This is a genomic window from Thermococcus aegaeus, assembly GCF_055393685.1.
This window is the reverse complement of sequence record NZ_AP042464.1, coordinates 732,843-752,347: the sequence shown is the minus strand read 5'-3', so window position 1 is coordinate 752,347 and position 19,505 is coordinate 732,843. Positions and strand designations below refer to the sequence as shown.

The following is a 19,505-nucleotide window of genomic DNA, read 5'->3' as shown; positions in this document are numbered from 1 at the left end:
GTGAGCGAGGATGGCAAAACTTGCTTTGATTAGGATAAGAGGCAGGGTGAATGTTAAGAGACCCGTAAAAGATACCCTTGCAATGCTGAGACTTCACAAGGTAAACCACCTTGTGATCGTTGACGACACCCCAACTTACAAGGGAATGATACAGAAGGTAAAGGACTACATCACTTGGGGAGAGATAAATGCCGAAACCTTAGCAAAGCTTATAGAAAAGAGAGGAAGGCTTCAAGGAAACAAGAGAGTTACAGAGGAATACGTCCAGGAAAAACTTGGCATGAGCATCAAAGAATTTGCTGAGAAAGTAGTCAACGGGGAGATGAAGCTCGCCGATTTGCCGGGACTCAAGCCAGTATTTAGACTTCACCCGGCAAGGGGTGGCATTAGGAGCAAGAAGAGAACCTTCAAAGAGGGCGGAGCTTTAGGGTATAGAGGAGAGGCTATTAACGAGCTTATAGAGAGAATGCTGTGAGGTGCGCGAGATGATTAGGAGAAAGAAAAAAGTGAGAAAGCTTCGCGGTTCCCACACTCATGGATGGGGCTGCAAAAAGAAGCACCGCGGTGGAGGACACAAGGGCGGTAGAGGTATGGCAGGAACTGGAAAGAGGAAGAAGACAAAATGGACATGGGTCATCAAGTATGCCCCTGATCACCTAGGCAAAAGGGGTTTCAAGAGGCCTGTGGAAGTTCAAAGAGAGATAACTGCAGTAAACCTCAAATTCATTGACGAGCACCTTGACGAGCTCATGCAGCTTGGTATTGCCTACGAGGAAGAAGGAAAAATTATTGTCGATACAACTCAGTTTGCCGATAAGGTGCTTGGAAGCGGAAAGCTCACAAAGCCACTCGTAATTAAAGCCAGGGCCTTCTCCCCCAAGGCCGAGGAGAAGATTATTCAGGCCGGGGGAGAGGCGCTGATAGCTTGATTTTTCTTTCTCTTTTTGGATAATTATTTTTGGGGTGTAATCCATGGGAGCAAGGGAAATAATATACAAAATAGAGCACATGTTTCCAGAAATTGAAAGGCCAAAAAGACATGTCCCGCTGAAGGAAAAATTCGCTTGGACAGGAGTTGCATTGTTGCTGTATTTTATTATGGCACAGATACCTCTTTTTGGAATTCCTGGCCAGATACAGGACTATTTCCAGACTTTAAGAGTGGTTCTGGCAGGTAGGAACGGTAGTCTATTAACATTGGGAATAGGACCCATAGTTACTGCTGGAATTATAATGCAGCTTTTAGTTGGTTCAGAGATTATCAAGCTGGATCTTTCAAACCCCGAGGACAGAAGATTTTATCAAGCTCTGCAGAAGGTATTTGCGGTGTTCATGTGCTTCTTTGAGGCAGCTGTTTACGTATTTGCGGGAGCATTTGGGAATCCTACATTAACAATTAAGGTACTCCTCATGCTTCAGCTCGCCTTTGGTGGGATAATGGTAATGATTATGGATGAGCTGGTAAGCAAGTGGGGAATTGGTAGCGGTATAAGCTTATTCATCGCTGCTGGTGTTTCACAGACAATTGTTACGAGGGCACTTAATCCATTAACAACAAATCAAGCTATAGATCCCCTAACAGGTGGTCCTGCTATAATAGGTGCTATCCCAGCATTTATCCAGCATATAATTAAGGGTGATGTTACAGGGGCACTATACAGAAGAGGATTGCCTGACATGCTAAGCGTTCTGGCAACAATAGTTATCTTCTTGATAGTTGTTTATTTAGAAAGCATGAGGGTGGAGATTCCTCTCAGCTATGGAAGGGTAACTGTTAGAGGAAGATACCCGATAAGGTTCATGTATGTCAGCAATATTCCGATCATACTTACATTTGCCCTTTACGCAAACATCCAGCTTTGGGCTAGGCTTTTACAAAGACTTGGTCACCCAATACTTGGAACTTTTGATGAAACGGGAGCGGCAGTTTCTGGGTTTGTAAGATACGTCCTACCGCCTAGAGACATATTCAGCGTTACAGCCGATCCACTAAGAGCTTTTGTCTACGCTATACTCACCATAACGTTCTCCCTAATATTTGGATTCCTCTGGGTTGAGCTTACTGGGCTTGACGCGAAGAGCATTGCGAGGCAACTGCAGAGAGCTGGGTTGCAAATACCTGGCTTTAGAAGAGATCCAAGAATCTTAGAAAGGGTCTTGCAGAGATACATACCCTACGTTACATTCTGGGGAGCATTTACCTTGGCTATTGTTGCGGTATTAGCAGACTTCCTTGGAGCGCTGGGAACTGGAACTGGAATACTGCTTACGGTGGGTATCCTTTACAGGTTTTACGAGGAAATAGCAAGGGAACAAGCAACAGAGATGTTCCCAGCACTACGCAGGTTCTTTGGTTGAGTTTCTTTTTTCACCATCTATTCTTCTAAAAAACCTTATAAACCAATTTTTCTTTGTACTCTCTGGAGTGCGAGTTTTGATCAGGGTGATAGAATATGCCATTTGTAGTGGTCATTACGGGAATCCCGGGGGTAGGAAAGAGCACAATCACAAAACTGGCCTTGAAAAGGACTCGAGCAAAATTTAGGGTAGTTAATTTTGGGGATATAATGTTCGAGGAAGCTGTCAAGGCAAAGCTAGTTACCCACAGAGACGAGATGAGAAGGTTGAGCTTAAAGGTGCAGAGGGAATTGCAACTTAAAGCTGCCCAACGGATCCTTGAGATATCTAGAGAGGAACCCGTACTGCTTGATACTCATGCCACAATAAAAACGCCCTTGGGGTATATGCTTGGCTTTCCTAAGGAGGTAATTGAGGTCATAAACCCAAGATTTGTTGTTATAATAGAGGCAACACCTAGTGAAATACTTGGAAGAAGATTAAGAGACCTGAAAAGAGACAGAGATGTTGAAACTGAAGAGCAAATTCAGAGACATCAGGACTTAAATAGGGCCGCTGCAATAAGTTATGCAATGCATTCCAATGCACTTATAAAGATAATTGAAAATCATGAAGATAAAGGTCTAGAAGAGGCTGTTAATGAGCTGGTGAAAATACTCGATCTGGCGGTGGAGGAAGATGCTTGAAGGAATATACCTTGCACTTGACAAAGTATTTGGGCCGTTGGTGACCAATGCTCACCCTATGTGGGTGGTAACAATCTCAGGAATTATACTTGGAGCTTTTTTCACACTAGTTAATCACATGCTGATAGATCAAGAGAAAATGAAGAGGCTACAAAAAATGAGCAGGGAATTTCAGAAGGAGTGGAAAGAAGCCCAAAAAGCTAAGGACGAGAAAAAATTAAGAAAGCTTCAACAAAAACAGTTGGAGCTTTTAAAACTTCAAAATGAAGTTATGAAAGACTCAATGTTTAAACCAATGCTCTTTACAATGCCGATATTCTTCATATTCTTTGGATGGATGAGAAGGTGGTACGTTGAAACGGCAATCGTTAAATCACCATTTAACTTTTTCCTCTTTGACTGGTTCCACAGATTTTACCACTCTTCCCTCCAAGCCAACGAGCTAGGTTACATCGGATGGTACATCTTAACATCAATGATTGTCGGCCAGGTTTTAAGAAAGCTTTTGGACTCATATTAGTTAAATTTAAAAATGCTACACAAAAAAGCTAAGCGGGGTGAGAAATATGAAACCAATGTACAGGTCAAGATCATGGAGAAGAAAGTACGTTAGAACTCCGGGTGGAAGGACTGTAATACACTTTGAGAAGAAGAAGCCAAAAATAGCACACTGTGCAATGTGCGGAAGACCACTAAACGGAATCCCAAGGGGAAGGGCAAGTGAGTTAAGAAAGCTTCCCAAAACCAAGAAGAGGCCTGAGAGGCCTATGCCACACCTTTGCCCAAGCTGCATGCGCAGAGTCATGAAGGCTCAGGTAAGGGCTGCTCTCTAATCTTGGACGAAAGGGATGTACCATGCCAAAAGGATGTCTAGTGATCACAGTGAGCGGACTGGCAGGGAGCGGTACCACAACTCTTTGCAGGAATCTAGCCAGACACTACGGCTTCAAGCACATCTATGCTGGTTTAATATTCCGACAAATGGCAAAAGAGAGGGGGATGTCTCTCCAAGAATTCCAAAAATATGCTGAAATGCACCCAGAAATAGACAGGGAAGTTGACAGAAGACAGGTAGAAGCGGCAAAAGAATGCAACGTGGTTATTGAAGGTCGTTTGGCTGGGTGGATGGTAAAAAATGCTGATTTAAAGATATGGCTTGATGCACCGATTCAAGTAAGGGCTCAGCGTGTAGCAAAGAGAGAGGGCATAAGTGTTGAGGAAGCGTTCATGCAGATTGCCGAGAGGGAAATGCAGAACAGGAAAAGATATTTAAACTTATACGGAATTGACATTAACGATCTCTCAGTTTATGATTTGGTTATTAACACTGCCAATTGGGGTCCCGATGGGGTCTTCGCCATTGTGAAGGCCGCCATCGACCACCTATACCCCGATGGCGACACGGGGAAATAAAAAAGATGGAGGTGGGATGAATGCCAGCAATTGATGTTGGAAGGCTAGCTGTTGTTATCGCTGGAAGAAGGGCTGGGCAAAAGGTAGTTGTTGTTGACATAATCGACAAGAACTTCGTCCTCGTTACTGGTGCTGGATTAAACAAGGTGAAGAGGAGAAGGATGAACATAAAGCACCTCGAGCCTCTTCCAGAGAAGATTAACATTGAAAGGGGCGCCGACGACGAGGCTGTTAAGGCCGCTCTTGAGCAAGCTGGAATCAGCTTGGAGTGATTTGAGGGCTTTATGTCCCTCTTTTCAAATTACAAAAATTTTCTTTTAAATTTCCCATTCTGTAAATGAAAAGCTCTTTAACTTATTTTTCCTAAATAATTATCGAAGTGATTTAGATGATTAAAGCTGTTTGGAATGGAAAAGTTATTGCTGAGGCCAAAAAGGATGAAGTTATTCTCCTTGAGGAGAACGTTTACTTTCCTTCAGAAGCTGTTCGCAGGGAATTTCTCCGAGAAAGCGATACTCATACAACCTGTCCATGGAAAGGAGAAGCCAGTTATTATCATGTTGTTGTGGATGGAGAGATAAATGAAGATGCTGCATGGTACTATCCCGAACCCAAAGAAGCAGCTAAGGTGATTAGGGGTTATATTGCCTTTTGGAGAGGAATTGAGATAATATGGGATGATTAAAATGGGAGAATTTGATGTTGTAGTTATTGGAACTGGCGTTGCCGGCTCTTCCGCAGTTTATAAGCTTGCACAAGCAGGACTGAAAGTTGCCATTGTTGATGAGAGACCTTTTGGAGGCACTTGTGCCTTAAGGGGATGTGATCCAAAGAAAATCCTCATTGGGGGGGCTGAGCTTGTTGACTGGGCCAAGAGAATGAAAGAAAAAGGCATTGAAGGGGAAATTAGAATAAACTGGAAAAAACTTATGGCCTTCAAGAGAGAATGGACTGAAGGATTTCCAGAGAGAATGGAACGAAGTCTCAAAAAAGCGGGTATTGAGGCAATTCATGGCAGAGCACAGTTCATAGACAAGGATAAAATAGAGGTAAATGGGGAGGTAATCTCAGCCCACAAGTTCCTTATTGCGACCGGAGCAAAACCAAGAAAGCTCAATATTCCTGGGGAGGAGCATGTAATAACGAGTGACGAATTTCTTGAGCTGGATGATCTTCTTGATAGGATAATCTTTATAGGAGGAGGGTACATCTCCTTTGAGTTCGCCCATTTGGCAGCACGTGCAGGGAGCGAAGCGATGATACTTCACCGAAGTGGAAGACCATTAAAGAATTTTGAACCTTACATCGTTAGCGTTCTCCTTAGAGCTACTGAAGAAGAGAGCATAAGGGTTATGACAGAAGCTCCTGTGAAAGAGATTGAAAAGAAAGGTGCCATGTTTATTGTAAAAACCCCTAAGGGGAATTTTGAAGCCGATCTTGTAGTCCACGGCGCTGGTAGAGTTCCTAATATAGATAACCTTGGGCTTGAAAAAGCAGGGATAGAATATGGAAAGAGGGGGATAAAAGTTAATGAGTACATGCAAACTACCAACCCCAAAATCTATGCTGCTGGAGATTGTGCCGAAGGTGGCTTGCCCTTAACCCCTGTAGCCACTGTAGAAGGTAGTATAGCGGCAAGTAACATGATAAAAGGCAATCACGTTAAAATTGACTACACGGGCATACCTACAGTAGTTTTCACAATCCCTCCAATGGCCTCTGTCGGATTAACGGAAGATAGAGCCCTGGAACAGGGTTTTAAGATTAGGATTAAAAAAGGTGAGACTTCAAGATGGTACTCTTCGCTGAGAATAAACCAGAAATATAGTGCTTATAAGATAATCTTTGATGAAAATACCGGAAAGATCTTAGGAGCCCACTTGCTCGGCCACAATGCGGAAGAAGTCATAAACATCTTTGCCCTTGCGATCAAGATGGGTTTACATGCAGGTGAAGTTAAGCACACTTACTACACCTACCCCAGTCACACTTATGATATCCTCTATATGCTTTAAGGCTGGTTGAGACTGTAAAGGTTTATAACCCCTTTTCTCAATTTTTTGTAGGTGAGCAGGATGAGTAGAAAGAAACAGAAGCGAGAGGTCATGCTTCCTGCTGATATTAAGAGAGAAATCATTATTAAGGATGAAAAAGCTGAAACCAACCCGAAATGGGGATTTCCCCCAGATAAAAGGCCTATTGAAATGCATATGCAGTTTGGAGTTATAAACCTTGATAAGCCCCCCGGACCCACAAGTCACGAGGTAGTTGCGTGGGTTAAGAAGCTTTTAAATCTTCAAAAAGCTGGTCATGGAGGGACCTTAGACCCAAAAGTTACTGGAGTTTTGCCTGTGGCTCTGGAGAGGGCTACAAGAGTTGTTCAAGCCCTTTTACCAGCTGGAAAAGAGTATGTAGCCCTGATGCACCTCCACGGAGAAGTTCCCGAAGATAAAATAAGGGCTGTTATGAGGGAATTTGAGGGAGAAATCATCCAAAGACCCCCTCTAAGGAGTGCCGTTAAGAGAAGGCTGAGGACGAGAAAAGTTTACTATATCGAGATAATTGAGATAGATGGTAAAGATGTTCTCTTCAGAGTCGGAGTCGAGGCTGGTACCTACATAAGATCTCTCATCCATCACATCGGCTTAGCTTTGGGAGTTGGTGCTCACATGGCCGAGTTAAGAAGAACAAGGAGCGGGCCGTTTAAAGAAGATGAAACTCTTGTTACTTTGCACGACCTTATAGATGCCTATTACTTCTGGAAAGAAGATGGCATTGAAGAATATTTTAGAAAAGCAATCCAGCCAATGGAAAAAGCTGTTGAGCATCTCCCCAAGGTGTGGATAAGGGACTCTGCAGTTGCAGCTGTAACCCACGGTGCGGACTTGGCAGTTCCCGGAATAGTGAAGCTTCACAAAGGGATAAAGCCTGGAGACCTTGTTGCAATAATGACCCTCAAAGATGAGCTTGTTGCGTTGGGTAAGGCAAAGATGAACACACAGGAGATGCTCACAAAAACAAAAGGGATAGCGATAGATGTGGAAAAGGTCTTCATGCCGAGGGACTGGTATCCCAAGATGTGGTAGAAACCCTGTGCGAAGTTTCACCAAGGTTTGTGATTTTTTTAATAAAACTTTTTTCAAAGGCCTCGCCATTCAGGGAGGTTGGAAGGTTCACCTTTATAAACCCCTCTTCTAATTTTCGAGCATGAGCCACTACTACTCCGAAGAGCCAAATGTTCCGTTAAAGACCAAGATAATCGAAGTATTTATTAGAGGGGAGCGTTTTAGATTTATAACGGCCAGCGGTGTCTTTTCCTTTGGTAAGCTTGATAGAGGGACAGAGTTGCTTATAGAGAACATGATACTTAAGAAAAACTGGCGGGTTTTGGACTTGGGATGTGGTTATGGGGTGATTGGTATCGTTGCCTCCCGCTTTGTGGAGTATGTTGTAATGACCGACATAAACAAGAGGGCCGTAAGCATAGCAAAGAAAAACTTAAAAATCAACAACGTTAAGAATGCCGAGGTAAGATGGGGCTATCTTTATGAGCCTGTAAAAGGAGAGAGGTTCCACAGCATAATAACGAATCCTCCAGTGCATGCTGGAAAGGATGTGTTGAGGGAAATAGTTATAAATGCACCCCATCATCTCTACGATGGAGGATTACTTCAAATTGTCATTCGCACTAATCAAGGCGCAAAGTATATTAAGGGACTCATGGAGGAGAACTTCAAAGAAGTAGAAGAAATTGCGAAGGGATCGGGCTTTAGGGTGTATGCCGGGATCGCCTAGCCTGGGATGGCGCGGGCCTTGAGAGCCCGTGGGCGTTTGCCCGCCGGGGTTCAAATCCCCGTCCCGGCGCCAAAATCCTCGTTGAAGGATTAACTTGTGGAGGTGTGCTTATAATGGCTGACTTTAGACATATCGTGCGTGTAGCAAATGTTGATATAGATGGGCACAAACAACTTAGATGGGCCCTCACTGGAATTAGGGGTATAGGAATAAACTTTGCAACAATGGTATGCAGAGTTGCAGGGTTAGATCCAAAAATGAAGGCGGGTTACCTTACTGATGAGCAAGTAAAGGCCATTGAGGCTGTGCTTGAAGATCCAGTAAAACACGGCATCCCTGCATGGGCAGTCAACAGACCAAAAGACTACGAGACTGGTAGAGATCTACATCTTACCGGAGCAAAACTCGTTATGGCATGGCGTGAGGACGTTAACAGACTCAGGAGAATCAGGGCTTATAGGGGTATTAGGCATGAGCTTGGTCTTCCATTGAGAGGACAGAGAACCAGGTCAAACTTCAGAAGAGGAACCACAGTTGGTGTTAGCAGAAGGAAGAAGTGAGGTGGTATAAATGGGAGATCCAAAAAGGCAAAGGAAAAGGTACGAAACTCCCTCTCACCCTTGGATTAAGGAGAGACTTGATAGAGAGAGAGTACTAATGCAGAAGTATGCGCTCAAAAATAAGAAGGAGCTTTGGAAGCACGAGACCCAACTTAAGAACTTCAGAAGAAGGGCAAGGAGATTGTTAGCTGCTAGAGGTAAGCAGGCAGAAATTGAGAGAGCTCAGCTCCTTCAGAGATTGGCTAGATTGGGACTGCTTCAAGAGGGAGCTCACCTTGATGATGTCCTCTCACTTACAATAGAGGATATTCTTGAGAGGAGACTACAGACGATGGTGTTTAAGAAGGGATTAGCGAGAACAATAAAGCAGGCCAGACAATTAATCGTCCACGGACACATTGAAGTAAACGGCCAGATAATAAGATCTCCAAGTTATCTGGTGCTCAAAGAGGAGGAAGACGGCATAACATACGCAAAGACTTCACCTTTTGCAAACTCCCAGCACCCTGAGAGAATTGTTATTGAGCAGGCTCAAAAGGGTGAGGCGCAATGAGTGAGGAAGTTAACATCAAAAAGAAAGAAAAATGGGGAGTTGCCCACATTTATGCCTCCTACAACAACACAATCATTCACATCACCGACCTCACAGGGGCTGAGACAATATCAAGATGGAGCGGTGGGATGGTAGTTAAGGCAGACAGAGACGAGTCATCTCCCTATGCAGCAATGATTGCTGCTAAAAGAGCCGCCGAGGAGGCTCTCGAAAAGGGCATTGTCGGTGTTCATATAAAAGTCAGAGCACCTGGTGGAAGTAAAAGCAAGAACCCCGGCCCTGGAGCACAGGCAGCTATTAGAGCTCTTGCAAGAGCCGGACTTAGAATAGGCAGAGTAGAAGACGTTACACCAATACCACACGATGGTACAAGACCGAAAGGCGGCAGAAGGGGAAGGAGAGTTTGACTCCCCTTTATAACCTCTTTTTTGGTGAGAAAAATGCAAATAAAAATTCTTGAAAAAAGGGACGATGCAATCCGCTTCATTTTAGAGGGAGTTGATGTTGCATTTGCAAATGCACTTAGAAGAACGATAATAGGAGAGGTTCCAACTTTTGCCGTTGATGAGGTGGAATTCTACGAGAACGATTCTGCCCTTTTTGATGAGATCATTGCCCACAGGTTGGCGTTAATTCCTTTAACAACACCCTCGGACAGATTTGAATTGGATGCATTGGAGTTAGATGACTACACCGTCACATTGAGCCTGGAAGCAGAAGGTCCTGCTATAGTTTACTCGGGAGATTTAAAGAGTGATGATCCAGATGTAAAACCCGTGACCCCTGACATTCCGATAGTCAAACTAGCTGAGGGGCAGAGGCTCGTTTTTAATGCATATGCAAAGCTTGGCAGAGGAAAAGATCATGCAAAATGGCAACCTGGCTTTGCTTACTACAAGTATCTTACAAAAGTGCATGTAAGCAAAGAGATCCCTGGCTGGGAGAAAATTAAAGAGCTCGCAGCTAGAAAGAAGCTCCCTATTGAAGAAAACGAGAAGGAACTTATCGTAACCACCCTAACAGGCTTCTATTTGCCGAAAGAATTTGATCCGTATTTAGGAGATAAAATTAAGGAAGAAGTAGTGCCAAATACATTCGTCTTTACGGTAGAAAGCAATGGAGAACTGCCTGTTGAGGAAATAGTAGCTTTAGCGCTCAAAATTTTAATGAGAAAGAGCGATAAATTTATAAACGAGCTTCATAAATTAGCCGAATAGCGCGGGGGTAGCCGAGCCTGGCCAAAGGCGCGGGATTTAGGGTCCCGTCCCGTAGGGGTTCCGGGGTTCAAATCCCCGCCCCCGCACCATAATGATCACCCCGTCCCTCGGTGCGAGAAATAAAAGGAGGAATGCTTATGAAGAGGACTGGTCCAACTGATATTAACCTGAGAAGGCTCATTCGCTATCTAAGGAAGAAGTCCAACGAGGAGAACGTTAAAATATGGAAGGATATAGCTTGGCGCTTAGAAAGGCCGAGAAGGCAAAGAGCTGAGGTAAACATTAGCAGAATAAACAGATATACCAAGGAAGGAGACATGGTGATAGTCCCAGGAAGTGTTCTAGGAGCTGGAAACCTGGATCATAAGGTCATAGTTGCCGCATGGAAGTTCAGCGAAAAGGCAAAGGAAAAGATTATTCAAGCAGGTGGGGAGGCAATAACAATCGAAGAACTTGTAGAGAGGAATCCAAAGGGTAGTGGAGTAATCATAATGGAGTGATGAGCCATGAGGATTATTAATGCTGATGGTTTAATACTTGGAAGGCTCGCTTCAAAAGTTGCCAAGATGCTCCTTGAAGGGGAGGAGGTAATTATCGTCAACGCCGAAAAGGCCATCATTACTGGAAACAGAGAGTTCATTTTCGAGAAGTACAAGCAGAGAACAGAGCTAAGAACAAGAACAAACCCAAGAAAGGGGCCATTCTATCCAAAAAGAAGCGACGAAATAGTTAGAAGAACCATTAGGGGCATGCTTCCATGGAAAACCGACAGAGGAAGGAAAGCCTTTAAGAGACTTAAGGTCTATGCAGGGATCCCAAAAGAGTTTGAAGACAAAGAGTTGGAGACAATTGCTGAAGCTCATATGTCAAGACTTAAAACCCCCAAATACGTAACTGTTGGAGAGGTTGCTAAATTCCTTGGTGGAAAGTTCTGAGGTGATGATAATGAGGATAATCCAAACTGCAGGAAAGAGAAAAACCGCTATCGCGAGAGCTACCATAAGAGAAGGTAAAGGGAGAGTTAGGATTAATAACAAGCCTGTTGAGATTATTGAGCCAGAAATAGCCCGTTTCACAATAATGGAGCCACTAGTTTTGGCTGGAGAGGAGATAGTCAGCAAGGTGGACATTGACGTTAAGGTCGAAGGCGGAGGATTCATGGGGCAGGCCGAGGCTGCAAGAGTCGCAATAGCAAGGGCATTGGTGGAATGGACCGGTGATATGAACCTCAAAGAAAAGTTTATGAAGTATGACAGAACTATGCTTGTTGGCGACTCAAGAAGAACAGAGCCGCACAAACCAAATCGCTCTACAAAAGGTCCAAGAGCAAAGAGACAAAAGAGTTACCGTTGATTTCCTTCAAACTTTCCTTAAAATTTAAAAACCAAAAAGGTGATTCGCTTGATAGTTCCAGTGAGATGTTTCACCTGTGGAAAGGTGATTGGGGATAAATATTACATATTCAAAGAGCGTGTTGAAAAAGGGGAAGATCCCGAAAAAGTGCTTGATGAGCTTGGACTTGAGAGGTACTGCTGCAGGAGAATGCTCCTCAGCCACGTTGAGTTAATAGATGAGATAATGCACTACAGAGTATATTGAAAAAACCACATTTCTTTGGAGGGGCCGTGGGGTAGCTTGGTCTATCCTCCCGGCTTGGGGTGCCGGAGACCCGGGTTCAAATCCCGGCGGCCCCACCAAAATTTGCACGGGTGAGAAAGATGTTTAGATACACAAGATTTGAGAAGGCTCGTATAATAGGAGCAAGGGCACTTCAGATCGCCATGGGCGCTCCTGTGCTGATTGACATACCTGAGGGAGCCACACCTTTAGAAGCCGCGATAATGGAGTTTGAGAAGGGAATAATCCCAATAACAGTAATAAGGCCGAGTTGATGTGGGATGACAATAATCGAGAACATAGTCGGCAGAATTTCAATCCTCAAGGGTGGGAAGTATTCAATTGAAGTTGACGTTATAACAACTTCGGGGTTTGGTAGATTCGCCGCTCCCGTAGATGAGAATCCATCCCTCTACATAGTGGAAGCCCACAGAGCAGTTAGCGAAGTTGATGAGATAATCGGACCGGAGCTTATTGGATTTGACTCTCAAGAGCAAGAGCTCATAGACAGTTACCTCTGGGAAATAGATGGAACTGAGGATCTAAGTCACATAGGGGCGAACACTGCTCTGGCTGTTTCAGTTGCCGTGGCAAAAGCAGCTTCAAATGCCAAAAACATTCCCCTTTACAGCTACATAGGGGGAACATTCACTACAGAGCTTCCAGTTCCAATATTGAGGTTTGCAGAGGATGAAATGTTTGAGTACCTTGTCTTGGTCAAGGATTTAATGGAGATCTCGGATGTAATAGATGCAATTACAAAAATAAAGGAGCATGCAAAGAGCATTGACCTTCAAGAACTCTCAAGAGCTTCAGAAATAGCCGGGGACGAACTTGGTCTTGAGGTGTCTCTTGGAATAATACAGAAGAAGGAAATGAGTATCGAAGAAGTCCTGCAAAAAGTCGAGGATAACAATATCTCCTACATCAAGCCCTTAGGGGAAGAAGAGCTCTTCCTTGAACTTATAGCCGGAACACACGGAGTGTTTGTCGACGGGGAGTACCTCTTCAGAACAAAAGACATCTTGGATAGGAGATATTACAATGCACTTTCGATTAAGCCGATTAACCTAGGTACTCTCACGGATCTCTACAACTTGGTTAATGACGTTAAATCTGAAAGAATAACTCCGATTTTGGCGGAGGCAAAGTATGAATCCGCTGATGATGCTTTACCCCACTTGGCTGTGGGTCTTAAATGTCCTGCTATAATGCTCCATGAGAGCTCCCTTGTTAAAATAAACGAACTTATTAGGATAGCGGAGGATTTGGGTGAAAGAGGAAGAATAATAACGTTTGAGGGGTGAAGAAAATGGAAGAGTATTTGGTTCCACTCGATCAATATTTGGCTGCAGGTGTTCACATTGGAACACAACAAAAAACAAAAGATATGAAGCGCTTTATATATAGGGTCAGGCAAGATGGCCTATACGTGCTCGATGTAAGGAAAACCGACGAAAGACTCAGGGCTGCGGGGAAGTTTCTGGCAAAGTTCGATCCAGATAGAATATTAGCGGTAAGCGTAAGGCTCTATGGTCAGAAGCCAGTCAAAAAGTTTGGAGAAATCACCGGAGCGAGGGCAATACCCGGAAGATTTTTACCTGGAACAATGACAAATCCGCAGGTTAAGAACTTCTTTGAGCCCGACGTACTCATAGTAACAGACCCAAGGGCGGATCACCAAGCGATGAAAGAGGCAATAGAGATTGGAATTCCGATAGTAGCCCTCGTTGATACGGAGAACCTTTTGAGCTATGTAGACTTGGCAATTCCAACAAACAACAAGGGAAGAAAAGCTTTGGCCCTAATTTACTGGATACTTGCAAGAGAAGTTCTCTTTAACAGAGGAGACATCAACAGCAGGGAAGACTTTAAAGTCCCTGTGGAAGAGTTCGAAATGAAAATAATCAGAGGATGAAGTCTGCTCTCTCGGATTTCTTCTCTTTTCTCCTTAAAGTATATTAACCAGAACAACATAAAGGAATTTTGGTGAGCTGGATGGAGTTAAATGAGGTAATATTTAACAGAATGTCCGTGAGGTATTATGAAGAGAGAAGCATTGAGGAAGAAAAGCTCAAAGAGCTAATAAACTCTGCAATAAGAGCCCCTACTGCAAGTGGTCTTGAAAACTGGCTGTTTGTAGCGTATAAAGACGAGAACATCAAAAAACGAATTCATGAGATGATGTACGAGGCCCATGCAGAGTATTACCGTGCGTACGGATTACCTGAAGAAAAAATAGAAAAACTGAAAACGAAGATATTTGAAAGAGGAATGTACAAAGCTCCAGTTTATATAGGGGTTTTTGTCGATAAAGAAACGCGCTTCTTAAAAGGAAAAGAATATGAGGAAATTGAATTTCTGTGGAGCGTTGAAAGCGCTGCAATGGCAATAGAAAACCTTATGCTGAAGGCGGTGGAGCTTGGCTTGGGAACATGTTATATAGGAGTTACCAGCTTGGAGAGATACCAGAGAGAGCTTAGGGAAATGGCGGGACTTAGTGAAAATTGGTATCTCGTTGGGTTAGTTCCCGTAGGGTATCCTGCTGAAAAAATAGCTCCTAGGCCAAGGAGGAAATCTCTGGAAAAAGTCCTCAAAATAATTTAAATCTGGTGGATGAGAATGCTAAATGCCATAATAGTCAGATACGGCGAAATAGGCACGAAGTCCCCAAAAACGAGAAGATGGTTTGAGAACATTTTGGTCAATAACATAAAAGAGGCTCTCTTAAGTGAAGCTGTAGAGTACAAAAATGTCTTTGCAAAGCATGGCAGAATTATCGTAAAGACAAACAAAGCGGAAAACGGCGTGGAAGTTCTCAAGCGAGTTTTTGGCATAGTCTCGCTTTCACCTGCTGCTGAGATAGATGCGGAACTGGAGAAAATATATAGGGCCTCTTTAAAGTTGTTTAGGAGAAAATTGAGGGCGCTTGGGTTGGAGAATCCTAAGTTCAGAGTAACTGTAAGAAGAATAACTAAGGAGTTTCCCCTTAAAAGCCAAGAGCTGGCCGCTAAAGTTGGTGAATATATACTAAAAAACGAAGAATGCAAAGCGGATTTGAAGAACTATGACATCGAGGTGGGTATTGAGCTGATGGAGGGGAAAGCATACATCTATGTCGATAAATTCCAAGGATTTGGAGGTCTTCCAGTAGGAACCCAAGGAAAGGTTATAGCCCTTTTAAGTGGGGGTATAGACTCTCCAGTTGCGGCTTTTCTGATGATGAAGCGAGGGTGTGAGGTAATCCCCGTTCATATTTACATAGGGGAGAAGACTCTTGAGAAAGTTAGGAAGATATGGAACCAGCTCAAAAAATACCATTATGGTGGTAAAAGCGACCTGATAGTTATTAAGCCTCAGGAAAGGGAGAAAGTTATCCAAACGCTAAAGCAGCTTAAAAAAGAGAGCTATACGTGTGTTTTCTGCAAGTACATGATGGTTAAAAAGGCGGACAAGATTGCTAGGGAATTTGGGGCAAAAGGGATCATTATGGGGGACTCCCTAGGCCAAGTTGCTTCTCAAACACTGGAGAATATGTACATAATAAGCCAAGCAAGCGACCTACCAATCTACAGACCATTAGTTGGACTGGATAAAGAAGAGATAGTTGCTATTGCAAAGAACATTGGAACCTTTGAACTCTCTATACTACCGGAAGATGAGATACCATTTATCCCAAAGCATCCAGTGATAAGAGGATCTTGGGAGGAGTTCAAAAAGCTGTATAAAGCCATCTTTGGCGAAGAGCCGAGAAAACGGGGATGTCAATGAAAAAGTGGGTAAGGATTTTGGGGTTTTCCTTCCCCTTCCTTACTTTTGGTGGCATCTTCATTTCAATTTACTTGAATCCATGGTTTTCTCTAACGGAAAATGCCCTTAGTGACATGGGCTCTATTAAAAACCCAGTAGGGTATGTTTTCAACTCTCTGTTAGTTCTTCTCGGCTTTCTTGGTGTTGCGTTTGGCATTAAGATGATGAAAGAAAGAAGAGTCACCATTTTGTTCCCACTTGGAATGGCTTCATTATTGCTTGTGGGAATTTTTCCAGAAGAGTATAAGCTCCATTCGTTTTTTGCACTCTCCTTTTACCTCTTGCTCTTTGCAGACATCTTTATCTGTGGTTTAAAGGGAATTGGAAAAAAGAAGTTTGCTGTCATATGGCTTCTTGGTAGTCCGATAGTCTTCATGCTAATGGTTTACCTCTCTGGGGTGTTTGATGGACTCGCTATCCCAGAGCTTGTGGGAGCTGTCTTCATAAACGCTTGGATAGTTTATCTAACCTTGGAGGTAGGACGATGAAGGCTGTTGCGCTTTTGAGTTCGGGAATAGATTCACCAGTAGCGATATACTTAATGCTTAAAAAAGGTTTTACGATTTACCCGATTCACTTTATGCAGAGTGAAATCAATTATCAAAAAGTTAGAAGAATCTGGCAGAGGCTTAAGGAACTTTTTCCAGAGAACTTGGAGGAGCTAATCATTGTTGACTCCTTTGAATACCAAAAACCCATCTTTGATAGACTAATAGGGCTGAAAAAAGAAAAGTGGATATGCATTTTTTGCAAATTCAGCATGTTTATAAAAGCTACGGAGATAGCAAAAGAAAAGAATGCTATGGCAGTAATTACGGGAGATTCTCTTGGCCAAGTTGCTTCTCAAACCTTGGACAATCTCCTAATAATAAGCCTCGCAACTGATCTGCCAGTACTTAGACCTCTTATAGGAATGGACAAAATAGAGATCGAGAAAATTGCAAAAGAGATAGGCACATTTGAGATAAGTATAGAACCTGAAGAGGGCTGTAATTTTGTACCGAAACATCCCGTGATAAGAGGAGCTCTTGGTGAGTTCAAAAAGATTCACCGAGAAGTCTTTGGCAAGGAATGCTAGATACACACTTTTGTGTAAGATTGCCGCAAAAGAAACATTTATAAAGCCCGATTAAAAGCCCAATATGGTGATCAAAAATGAACGTTTTTAGCAATCCACTCGAGCTCTTTGAAAAATTTAAACCAACCCCCCTGCTCAGACTTTCCCTTTCAGATGAGAGGGGGGATGTATTTTGCCAAGTTAGAGTTCTTTAACCCCTTCAGCAGAAGCATAAAGGACAGGGCCGTTTTTAACCTTATCATGAAAGCTATTGAGCGGGGAGACATTAACGGCACAAGAAGACTTTTTGAAGCAACTTCGGGGAATGTTGGCATATCCATGGCAGCCATGTCAAACATCTTCGGCATTGAATTCAGGGCTTATCTCCCAAAACCCACTCCAAGTACAACTCAAACTCTGCTGAAAGTTCTCGGAGCTGAAATTGTAAAAACTGAATTTGAGACTATCGATCCAGAGATGGTCGAATTCGTCAAAAGAGAGGCAGAAAATGCAAATGCAGTAAATCTAAACCAGTTTGAAAACGATGACAATTTTGAAGCCCACTACAGGTACACTGCAAGGGAAATAGAAGAGCAACTTAAAAGCATAGGGCAGAAGGCGGATGTTATTGTGGCAGGTATAGGGACTTCCGGACATATAGCGGGAATAGCAAAATACTTCAAGGAACGCTACGACACAAAGGTTATTGGAGCAATTCCAGCCAAAGGTGAAAAAATACCTGGCATAAAGAGGCTTGAAACAAAGCCGAAGTGGTTTTTTAAGGTGAAAATTGATGAAGTAGTGGAGATTAGTCAAAGAGAAGCAATCGAAAGTTCTGTACAAGTAGCCAGAAAGGAGGGTCTTTTAATAGGCTTAAGTTCGGGTGCGGTGGTTAAGGCCTTTGAAAAAATCCGTGATAAATACCCCGGAACCGCAGTTTTGATATTTCCAGACGATGGGTTTAAATACGTTGAGGCATTTGAGAGATACTTGAGTGAGGGTCAATGAGAGTTGCTGTGTATTTGCTGTTTCTACAATCATTTTTCCTTTTATACTATTCAGCCGGTACTTTTGGGAGCGAACGGTATATGCTGCTTATTTTTGGTCTTTTGAATTTTCTCCTGGCTTGGGGGATAGTTAAGGGCGAAAGAAGGGCTGTAAAAATAACAATCGCATACAAAGGTGTCGACTTTTTCTTTGCAGTATTAATGCTGATGGCAGGAGCGGTTTTTCAATCATTAAACGCTGCAATAGATTTGGCAATACTTCACGATTTAATTGGACTTTTTGGTAAAAAAGAAGAGCTTACGGAAGAAACCTGAATTTTCTATGCTTCAAAATCTCGCCTAACTTTGGCACACTCCATGCTCCCCGTTTTGTAGTTGAGAGTGCAGCCACTAGGTTTGCAAAGCTTCCCACTTCCTTCAGTTCTTCTTCGGAGAACTCCAGTTTATTCAGCTTGTCCATATAGAAAAGAGAGGCTAAGAGAGCTGCCATAAATGCATCTCCGGCCCCAGTGGTATCTACAGGCTTAACTTTAAACGAGGGCACCTCAACCCTTATCTCATTGTGAATAATTGTGCTCCCTTTAGCTCCTTTTGTTATTGCCACGAGATCAAAGCTGAAGTCTTCAAGTGTTATCCCATTTTTATTGAGGTAATTTAACTCTTCATCTCCAATTTTTACTATATCTGCGAGCTTAAGAGCTTCTTTTATATCTCTGAGCATTTCTTCCTCTTTTCCTTTCCACAGATCGAGTCTGATATTGACATCATAGCTAATGGGGATTTTTCCTTTAATGTCTCTAAGAACACTAAATACTGTTGACCTGCTTGGTTCTCTCGCGAAGAGAACACTTCCAAAATGCAAAAGCTTAGCGTCCTCCATAAAATCCCATTTTATCTCTTCCTTTCTTAGGTTGAAGTAAGCCACACCATCGTATAATATGAATTCGGGCTTTGCTCCTATAAGCTGGACAAAGACTATTCCCGTGTGCCTGTTTACGTCTTTTACTATGTATTTTGTTTCAACCCCTTCTTTTTTGAGTTTTTCTATAAGAAATTCGCCAAAGGGATCATCACCAACTTTGCTTATTAACCCACTCTTTACTCCGAGCTTTCTCAAGCCAACGGCAACATTTGCGGGAGCACCGCCAGGATGCTTTTCAAATTCTCTAACATTTTTTAACTTCCCTTCTTCCTTTGCAATAAAATCTATTAGGACTTCTCCTATTGCATAGATCATTCTAACCCCCCATGGAGTATTGTTTAGGAGACTTAAAGTTTTACTTTAAGGACGTTTATACTTAAAGTAAATAAACAGCATACCTATAGTTGGACTATAGGTTTTAGATAAGAAACGGCAATTAACATTTTGTTTAGGATCAATAAAGCACTGCAATCGTCGAAAATTTTGACTGTTCTATCCGCAAAATATATA

30 protein-coding genes and 3 tRNA genes are annotated in these 19,505 nt (G+C 42.9%); 32 read left to right on the top strand and 1 reads right to left on the bottom strand.

The window, feature by feature from the left end:
- Positions 1-10 precede the first annotated feature (10 nt).
- The 32 genes from ACZ5NL_RS04160 to ACZ5NL_RS04005 all read left to right on the top strand — a co-directional run bounded on the left by ACZ5NL_RS04160 (position 11) and on the right by ACZ5NL_RS04005 (position 18,388).
- On the top strand, positions 11-475 hold the full coding sequence (locus ACZ5NL_RS04160; protein WP_464843074.1) for a 50S ribosomal protein L30: 465 nt from the start codon (positions 11-13) through the stop codon (positions 473-475).
- Positions 476-485: 10 nt separating this feature from the next.
- The gene (locus ACZ5NL_RS04155; protein WP_464843072.1) at positions 486-929 is read left to right on the top strand and encodes an uL15m family ribosomal protein; all 444 of its coding nucleotides are present in this window, start codon (positions 486-488) and stop codon (positions 927-929) included.
- 43 nt (positions 930-972) lie between these two features.
- On the top strand, positions 973-2,358 hold the full coding sequence (secY, locus tag ACZ5NL_RS04150) for a preprotein translocase subunit SecY (RefSeq protein WP_464843070.1): 1,386 nt from the start codon (positions 973-975) through the stop codon (positions 2,356-2,358).
- 95 nt (positions 2,359-2,453) lie between these two features.
- Positions 2,454-3,044 (top strand): adenylate kinase, encoded by a 591-nt coding sequence (locus ACZ5NL_RS04145; RefSeq protein ID WP_042700011.1) that lies wholly within the window; start codon positions 2,454-2,456, stop codon positions 3,042-3,044.
- Complete coding sequence (locus ACZ5NL_RS04140) at positions 3,037-3,564, top strand: DUF106 domain-containing protein (protein ID WP_464843069.1); 528 nt, start codon at positions 3,037-3,039, stop codon at positions 3,562-3,564. Before ACZ5NL_RS04145 ends, ACZ5NL_RS04140 begins: the two co-directional genes overlap by 8 nt.
- A 46-nt stretch (positions 3,565-3,610) precedes the next feature.
- The gene (locus ACZ5NL_RS04135) at positions 3,611-3,877 is read left to right on the top strand and encodes a 50S ribosomal protein L34e (RefSeq protein WP_464843067.1); all 267 of its coding nucleotides are present in this window, start codon (positions 3,611-3,613) and stop codon (positions 3,875-3,877) included.
- Positions 3,878-3,899: 22 nt separating this feature from the next.
- Positions 3,900-4,457: a (d)CMP kinase gene (gene cmk / locus ACZ5NL_RS04130; protein ID WP_464843066.1), complete on the top strand. Its 558-nt coding sequence runs from the start codon at positions 3,900-3,902 to the stop codon at positions 4,455-4,457.
- 20 nt (positions 4,458-4,477) lie between these two features.
- Positions 4,478-4,729, top strand: coding sequence for a 50S ribosomal protein L14e (locus ACZ5NL_RS04125; protein ID WP_175058925.1), 252 nt, complete (start codon positions 4,478-4,480; stop codon positions 4,727-4,729).
- Between the two features lie 116 nt (positions 4,730-4,845).
- Positions 4,846-5,142, top strand: coding sequence for a DUF427 domain-containing protein (locus ACZ5NL_RS04120; RefSeq protein ID WP_464843064.1), 297 nt, complete (start codon positions 4,846-4,848; stop codon positions 5,140-5,142).
- Position 5,143: 1 nt separating this feature from the next.
- Complete coding sequence (locus ACZ5NL_RS04115) at positions 5,144-6,472, top strand: dihydrolipoyl dehydrogenase family protein (RefSeq protein ID WP_464843063.1); 1,329 nt, start codon at positions 5,144-5,146, stop codon at positions 6,470-6,472.
- A 60-nt stretch (positions 6,473-6,532) separates the two neighbouring features.
- The gene (locus tag ACZ5NL_RS04110; RefSeq protein WP_464843309.1) at positions 6,533-7,543 is read left to right on the top strand and encodes an RNA-guided pseudouridylation complex pseudouridine synthase subunit Cbf5; all 1,011 of its coding nucleotides are present in this window, start codon (positions 6,533-6,535) and stop codon (positions 7,541-7,543) included.
- 121 nt (positions 7,544-7,664) lie between these two features.
- Positions 7,665-8,252, top strand: a complete 588-nt coding sequence (locus ACZ5NL_RS04105; protein ID WP_464843062.1) for a class I SAM-dependent methyltransferase — start codon at positions 7,665-7,667, stop codon at positions 8,250-8,252.
- Positions 8,238-8,324: transfer RNA gene (locus tag ACZ5NL_RS04100), tRNA-Ser, on the top strand. The genes ACZ5NL_RS04105 and ACZ5NL_RS04100 overlap by 15 nt, the downstream gene beginning before the upstream one ends.
- A 41-nt stretch (positions 8,325-8,365) precedes the next feature.
- Positions 8,366-8,812: a 30S ribosomal protein S13 gene (locus ACZ5NL_RS04095; RefSeq protein ID WP_004068757.1), complete on the top strand. Its 447-nt coding sequence runs from the start codon at positions 8,366-8,368 to the stop codon at positions 8,810-8,812.
- Positions 8,813-8,822: 10 nt separating this feature from the next.
- Positions 8,823-9,365: a 30S ribosomal protein S4 gene (locus tag ACZ5NL_RS04090; RefSeq protein WP_464843060.1), complete on the top strand. Its 543-nt coding sequence runs from the start codon at positions 8,823-8,825 to the stop codon at positions 9,363-9,365.
- Complete coding sequence (locus ACZ5NL_RS04085; RefSeq protein ID WP_004068754.1) at positions 9,362-9,772, top strand: 30S ribosomal protein S11; 411 nt, start codon at positions 9,362-9,364, stop codon at positions 9,770-9,772. The genes ACZ5NL_RS04090 and ACZ5NL_RS04085 overlap by 4 nt, the downstream gene beginning before the upstream one ends.
- A 24-nt stretch (positions 9,773-9,796) precedes the next feature.
- On the top strand, positions 9,797-10,582 hold the full coding sequence (locus ACZ5NL_RS04080) for a DNA-directed RNA polymerase subunit D (RefSeq protein WP_464843058.1): 786 nt from the start codon (positions 9,797-9,799) through the stop codon (positions 10,580-10,582).
- A gap of 1 nt (position 10,583) precedes the next feature.
- Positions 10,584-10,671: transfer RNA gene (locus ACZ5NL_RS04075), tRNA-Leu, on the top strand.
- A 48-nt stretch (positions 10,672-10,719) separates the two neighbouring features.
- Entirely contained in the window at positions 10,720-11,082 is a 363-nt protein-coding gene (locus ACZ5NL_RS04070) for a 50S ribosomal protein L18e (RefSeq protein WP_252742473.1), read from the top strand.
- 6 nt (positions 11,083-11,088) lie between these two features.
- Positions 11,089-11,517 (top strand): 50S ribosomal protein L13, encoded by a 429-nt coding sequence (gene rplM / locus ACZ5NL_RS04065; RefSeq protein WP_464843057.1) that lies wholly within the window; start codon positions 11,089-11,091, stop codon positions 11,515-11,517.
- Between the two features lie 10 nt (positions 11,518-11,527).
- Complete coding sequence (locus ACZ5NL_RS04060) at positions 11,528-11,935, top strand: 30S ribosomal protein S9 (protein WP_175058934.1); 408 nt, start codon at positions 11,528-11,530, stop codon at positions 11,933-11,935.
- A 48-nt stretch (positions 11,936-11,983) separates the two neighbouring features.
- Complete coding sequence (locus tag ACZ5NL_RS04055; RefSeq protein WP_004068745.1) at positions 11,984-12,181, top strand: DNA-directed RNA polymerase subunit N; 198 nt, start codon at positions 11,984-11,986, stop codon at positions 12,179-12,181.
- Positions 12,182-12,201: 20 nt separating this feature from the next.
- Positions 12,202-12,279 (top strand) — tRNA-Pro (locus tag ACZ5NL_RS04050).
- 21 nt (positions 12,280-12,300) lie between these two features.
- Positions 12,301-12,474, top strand: a complete 174-nt coding sequence (locus tag ACZ5NL_RS04045; RefSeq protein WP_464843055.1) for a DNA-directed RNA polymerase subunit K — start codon at positions 12,301-12,303, stop codon at positions 12,472-12,474.
- 6 nt (positions 12,475-12,480) lie between these two features.
- A complete protein-coding gene (locus ACZ5NL_RS04040; RefSeq protein ID WP_464843054.1) occupies positions 12,481-13,506 on the top strand; it encodes a hypothetical protein in 1,026 nt (341 codons plus the stop codon).
- Positions 13,507-13,511: 5 nt separating this feature from the next.
- The gene (rpsB, locus tag ACZ5NL_RS04035; protein ID WP_464843053.1) at positions 13,512-14,117 is read left to right on the top strand and encodes a 30S ribosomal protein S2; all 606 of its coding nucleotides are present in this window, start codon (positions 13,512-13,514) and stop codon (positions 14,115-14,117) included.
- A gap of 80 nt (positions 14,118-14,197) precedes the next feature.
- Positions 14,198-14,806 (top strand): nitroreductase family protein, encoded by a 609-nt coding sequence (locus tag ACZ5NL_RS04030; protein ID WP_464843051.1) that lies wholly within the window; start codon positions 14,198-14,200, stop codon positions 14,804-14,806.
- 15 nt (positions 14,807-14,821) lie between these two features.
- Positions 14,822-15,970 carry a tRNA uracil 4-sulfurtransferase ThiI gene (gene thiI / locus ACZ5NL_RS04025; protein ID WP_464843050.1) on the top strand — a complete coding sequence of 383 codons (1,149 nt, stop codon included), beginning with the start codon at positions 14,822-14,824 and terminating at the stop codon, positions 15,968-15,970.
- Positions 15,967-16,497, top strand: a complete 531-nt coding sequence (locus ACZ5NL_RS04020; protein WP_464843049.1) for a DUF998 domain-containing protein — start codon at positions 15,967-15,969, stop codon at positions 16,495-16,497. The genes thiI and ACZ5NL_RS04020 overlap by 4 nt, the downstream gene beginning before the upstream one ends.
- Positions 16,494-17,087 (top strand): hypothetical protein, encoded by a 594-nt coding sequence (locus ACZ5NL_RS04015; protein WP_464843048.1) that lies wholly within the window; start codon positions 16,494-16,496, stop codon positions 17,085-17,087. Before ACZ5NL_RS04020 ends, ACZ5NL_RS04015 begins: the two co-directional genes overlap by 4 nt.
- A 165-nt stretch (positions 17,088-17,252) precedes the next feature.
- Positions 17,253-18,074: a cysteine synthase family protein gene (locus ACZ5NL_RS04010; protein WP_464843047.1), complete on the top strand. Its 822-nt coding sequence runs from the start codon at positions 17,253-17,255 to the stop codon at positions 18,072-18,074.
- A complete protein-coding gene (locus tag ACZ5NL_RS04005) occupies positions 18,071-18,388 on the top strand; it encodes a hypothetical protein (protein ID WP_464843046.1) in 318 nt (105 codons plus the stop codon). Before ACZ5NL_RS04010 ends, ACZ5NL_RS04005 begins: the two co-directional genes overlap by 4 nt.
- On the opposite strand, the gene ACZ5NL_RS04000 is transcribed toward ACZ5NL_RS04005, so the two are convergent.
- Complete coding sequence (locus tag ACZ5NL_RS04000; protein WP_464843044.1) at positions 18,372-19,310, bottom strand: carbohydrate kinase family protein; 939 nt, start codon at positions 19,308-19,310, stop codon at positions 18,372-18,374. The two genes, ACZ5NL_RS04005 and ACZ5NL_RS04000, sit on opposite strands and share 17 nt — an antisense overlap.
- Positions 19,311-19,505: the final 195 nt, after the last annotated feature.

Coding starts and splice junctions, on each gene's coding strand:
- ACZ5NL_RS04120 (WP_464843064.1), top strand. CDS start 4,846: ATGATTAAAGCTGTTTGGAATGGAAAAGTTATTGCTGAGGCCAAAAAG.
- ACZ5NL_RS04020 (WP_464843049.1), top strand. CDS start 15,967: ATGAAAAAGTGGGTAAGGATTTTGGGGTTTTCCTTCCCCTTCCTTACT.
- rpsB (WP_464843053.1), top strand. CDS start 13,512: ATGGAAGAGTATTTGGTTCCACTCGATCAATATTTGGCTGCAGGTGTT.
- ACZ5NL_RS04145 (WP_042700011.1), top strand. CDS start 2,454: ATGCCATTTGTAGTGGTCATTACGGGAATCCCGGGGGTAGGAAAGAGC.
- ACZ5NL_RS04000 (WP_464843044.1), bottom strand. CDS start 19,310: ATGATCTATGCAATAGGAGAAGTCCTAATAGATTTTATTGCAAAGGAA.
- ACZ5NL_RS04160 (WP_464843074.1), top strand. CDS start 11: ATGGCAAAACTTGCTTTGATTAGGATAAGAGGCAGGGTGAATGTTAAG.
- ACZ5NL_RS04010 (WP_464843047.1), top strand. CDS start 17,253: ATGTATTTTGCCAAGTTAGAGTTCTTTAACCCCTTCAGCAGAAGCATA.
- ACZ5NL_RS04095 (WP_004068757.1), top strand. CDS start 8,366: ATGGCTGACTTTAGACATATCGTGCGTGTAGCAAATGTTGATATAGAT.
- ACZ5NL_RS04045 (WP_464843055.1), top strand. CDS start 12,301: ATGTTTAGATACACAAGATTTGAGAAGGCTCGTATAATAGGAGCAAGG.
- ACZ5NL_RS04070 (WP_252742473.1), top strand. CDS start 10,720: ATGAAGAGGACTGGTCCAACTGATATTAACCTGAGAAGGCTCATTCGC.
- ACZ5NL_RS04040 (WP_464843054.1), top strand. CDS start 12,481: ATGACAATAATCGAGAACATAGTCGGCAGAATTTCAATCCTCAAGGGT.
- ACZ5NL_RS04155 (WP_464843072.1), top strand. CDS start 486: ATGATTAGGAGAAAGAAAAAAGTGAGAAAGCTTCGCGGTTCCCACACT.
- ACZ5NL_RS04005 (WP_464843046.1), top strand. CDS start 18,071: ATGAGAGTTGCTGTGTATTTGCTGTTTCTACAATCATTTTTCCTTTTA.
- ACZ5NL_RS04115 (WP_464843063.1), top strand. CDS start 5,144: ATGGGAGAATTTGATGTTGTAGTTATTGGAACTGGCGTTGCCGGCTCT.
- secY (WP_464843070.1), top strand. CDS start 973: ATGGGAGCAAGGGAAATAATATACAAAATAGAGCACATGTTTCCAGAA.
- ACZ5NL_RS04085 (WP_004068754.1), top strand. CDS start 9,362: ATGAGTGAGGAAGTTAACATCAAAAAGAAAGAAAAATGGGGAGTTGCC.
- ACZ5NL_RS04105 (WP_464843062.1), top strand. CDS start 7,665: ATGAGCCACTACTACTCCGAAGAGCCAAATGTTCCGTTAAAGACCAAG.
- ACZ5NL_RS04135 (WP_464843067.1), top strand. CDS start 3,611: ATGAAACCAATGTACAGGTCAAGATCATGGAGAAGAAAGTACGTTAGA.
- rplM (WP_464843057.1), top strand. CDS start 11,089: ATGAGGATTATTAATGCTGATGGTTTAATACTTGGAAGGCTCGCTTCA.
- ACZ5NL_RS04060 (WP_175058934.1), top strand. CDS start 11,528: ATGAGGATAATCCAAACTGCAGGAAAGAGAAAAACCGCTATCGCGAGA.
- ACZ5NL_RS04030 (WP_464843051.1), top strand. CDS start 14,198: ATGGAGTTAAATGAGGTAATATTTAACAGAATGTCCGTGAGGTATTAT.
- cmk (WP_464843066.1), top strand. CDS start 3,900: ATGCCAAAAGGATGTCTAGTGATCACAGTGAGCGGACTGGCAGGGAGC.
- ACZ5NL_RS04015 (WP_464843048.1), top strand. CDS start 16,494: ATGAAGGCTGTTGCGCTTTTGAGTTCGGGAATAGATTCACCAGTAGCG.
- ACZ5NL_RS04090 (WP_464843060.1), top strand. CDS start 8,823: ATGGGAGATCCAAAAAGGCAAAGGAAAAGGTACGAAACTCCCTCTCAC.
- ACZ5NL_RS04110 (WP_464843309.1), top strand. CDS start 6,533: ATGAGTAGAAAGAAACAGAAGCGAGAGGTCATGCTTCCTGCTGATATT.
- ACZ5NL_RS04140 (WP_464843069.1), top strand. CDS start 3,037: ATGCTTGAAGGAATATACCTTGCACTTGACAAAGTATTTGGGCCGTTG.
- ACZ5NL_RS04125 (WP_175058925.1), top strand. CDS start 4,478: ATGCCAGCAATTGATGTTGGAAGGCTAGCTGTTGTTATCGCTGGAAGA.
- thiI (WP_464843050.1), top strand. CDS start 14,822: ATGCTAAATGCCATAATAGTCAGATACGGCGAAATAGGCACGAAGTCC.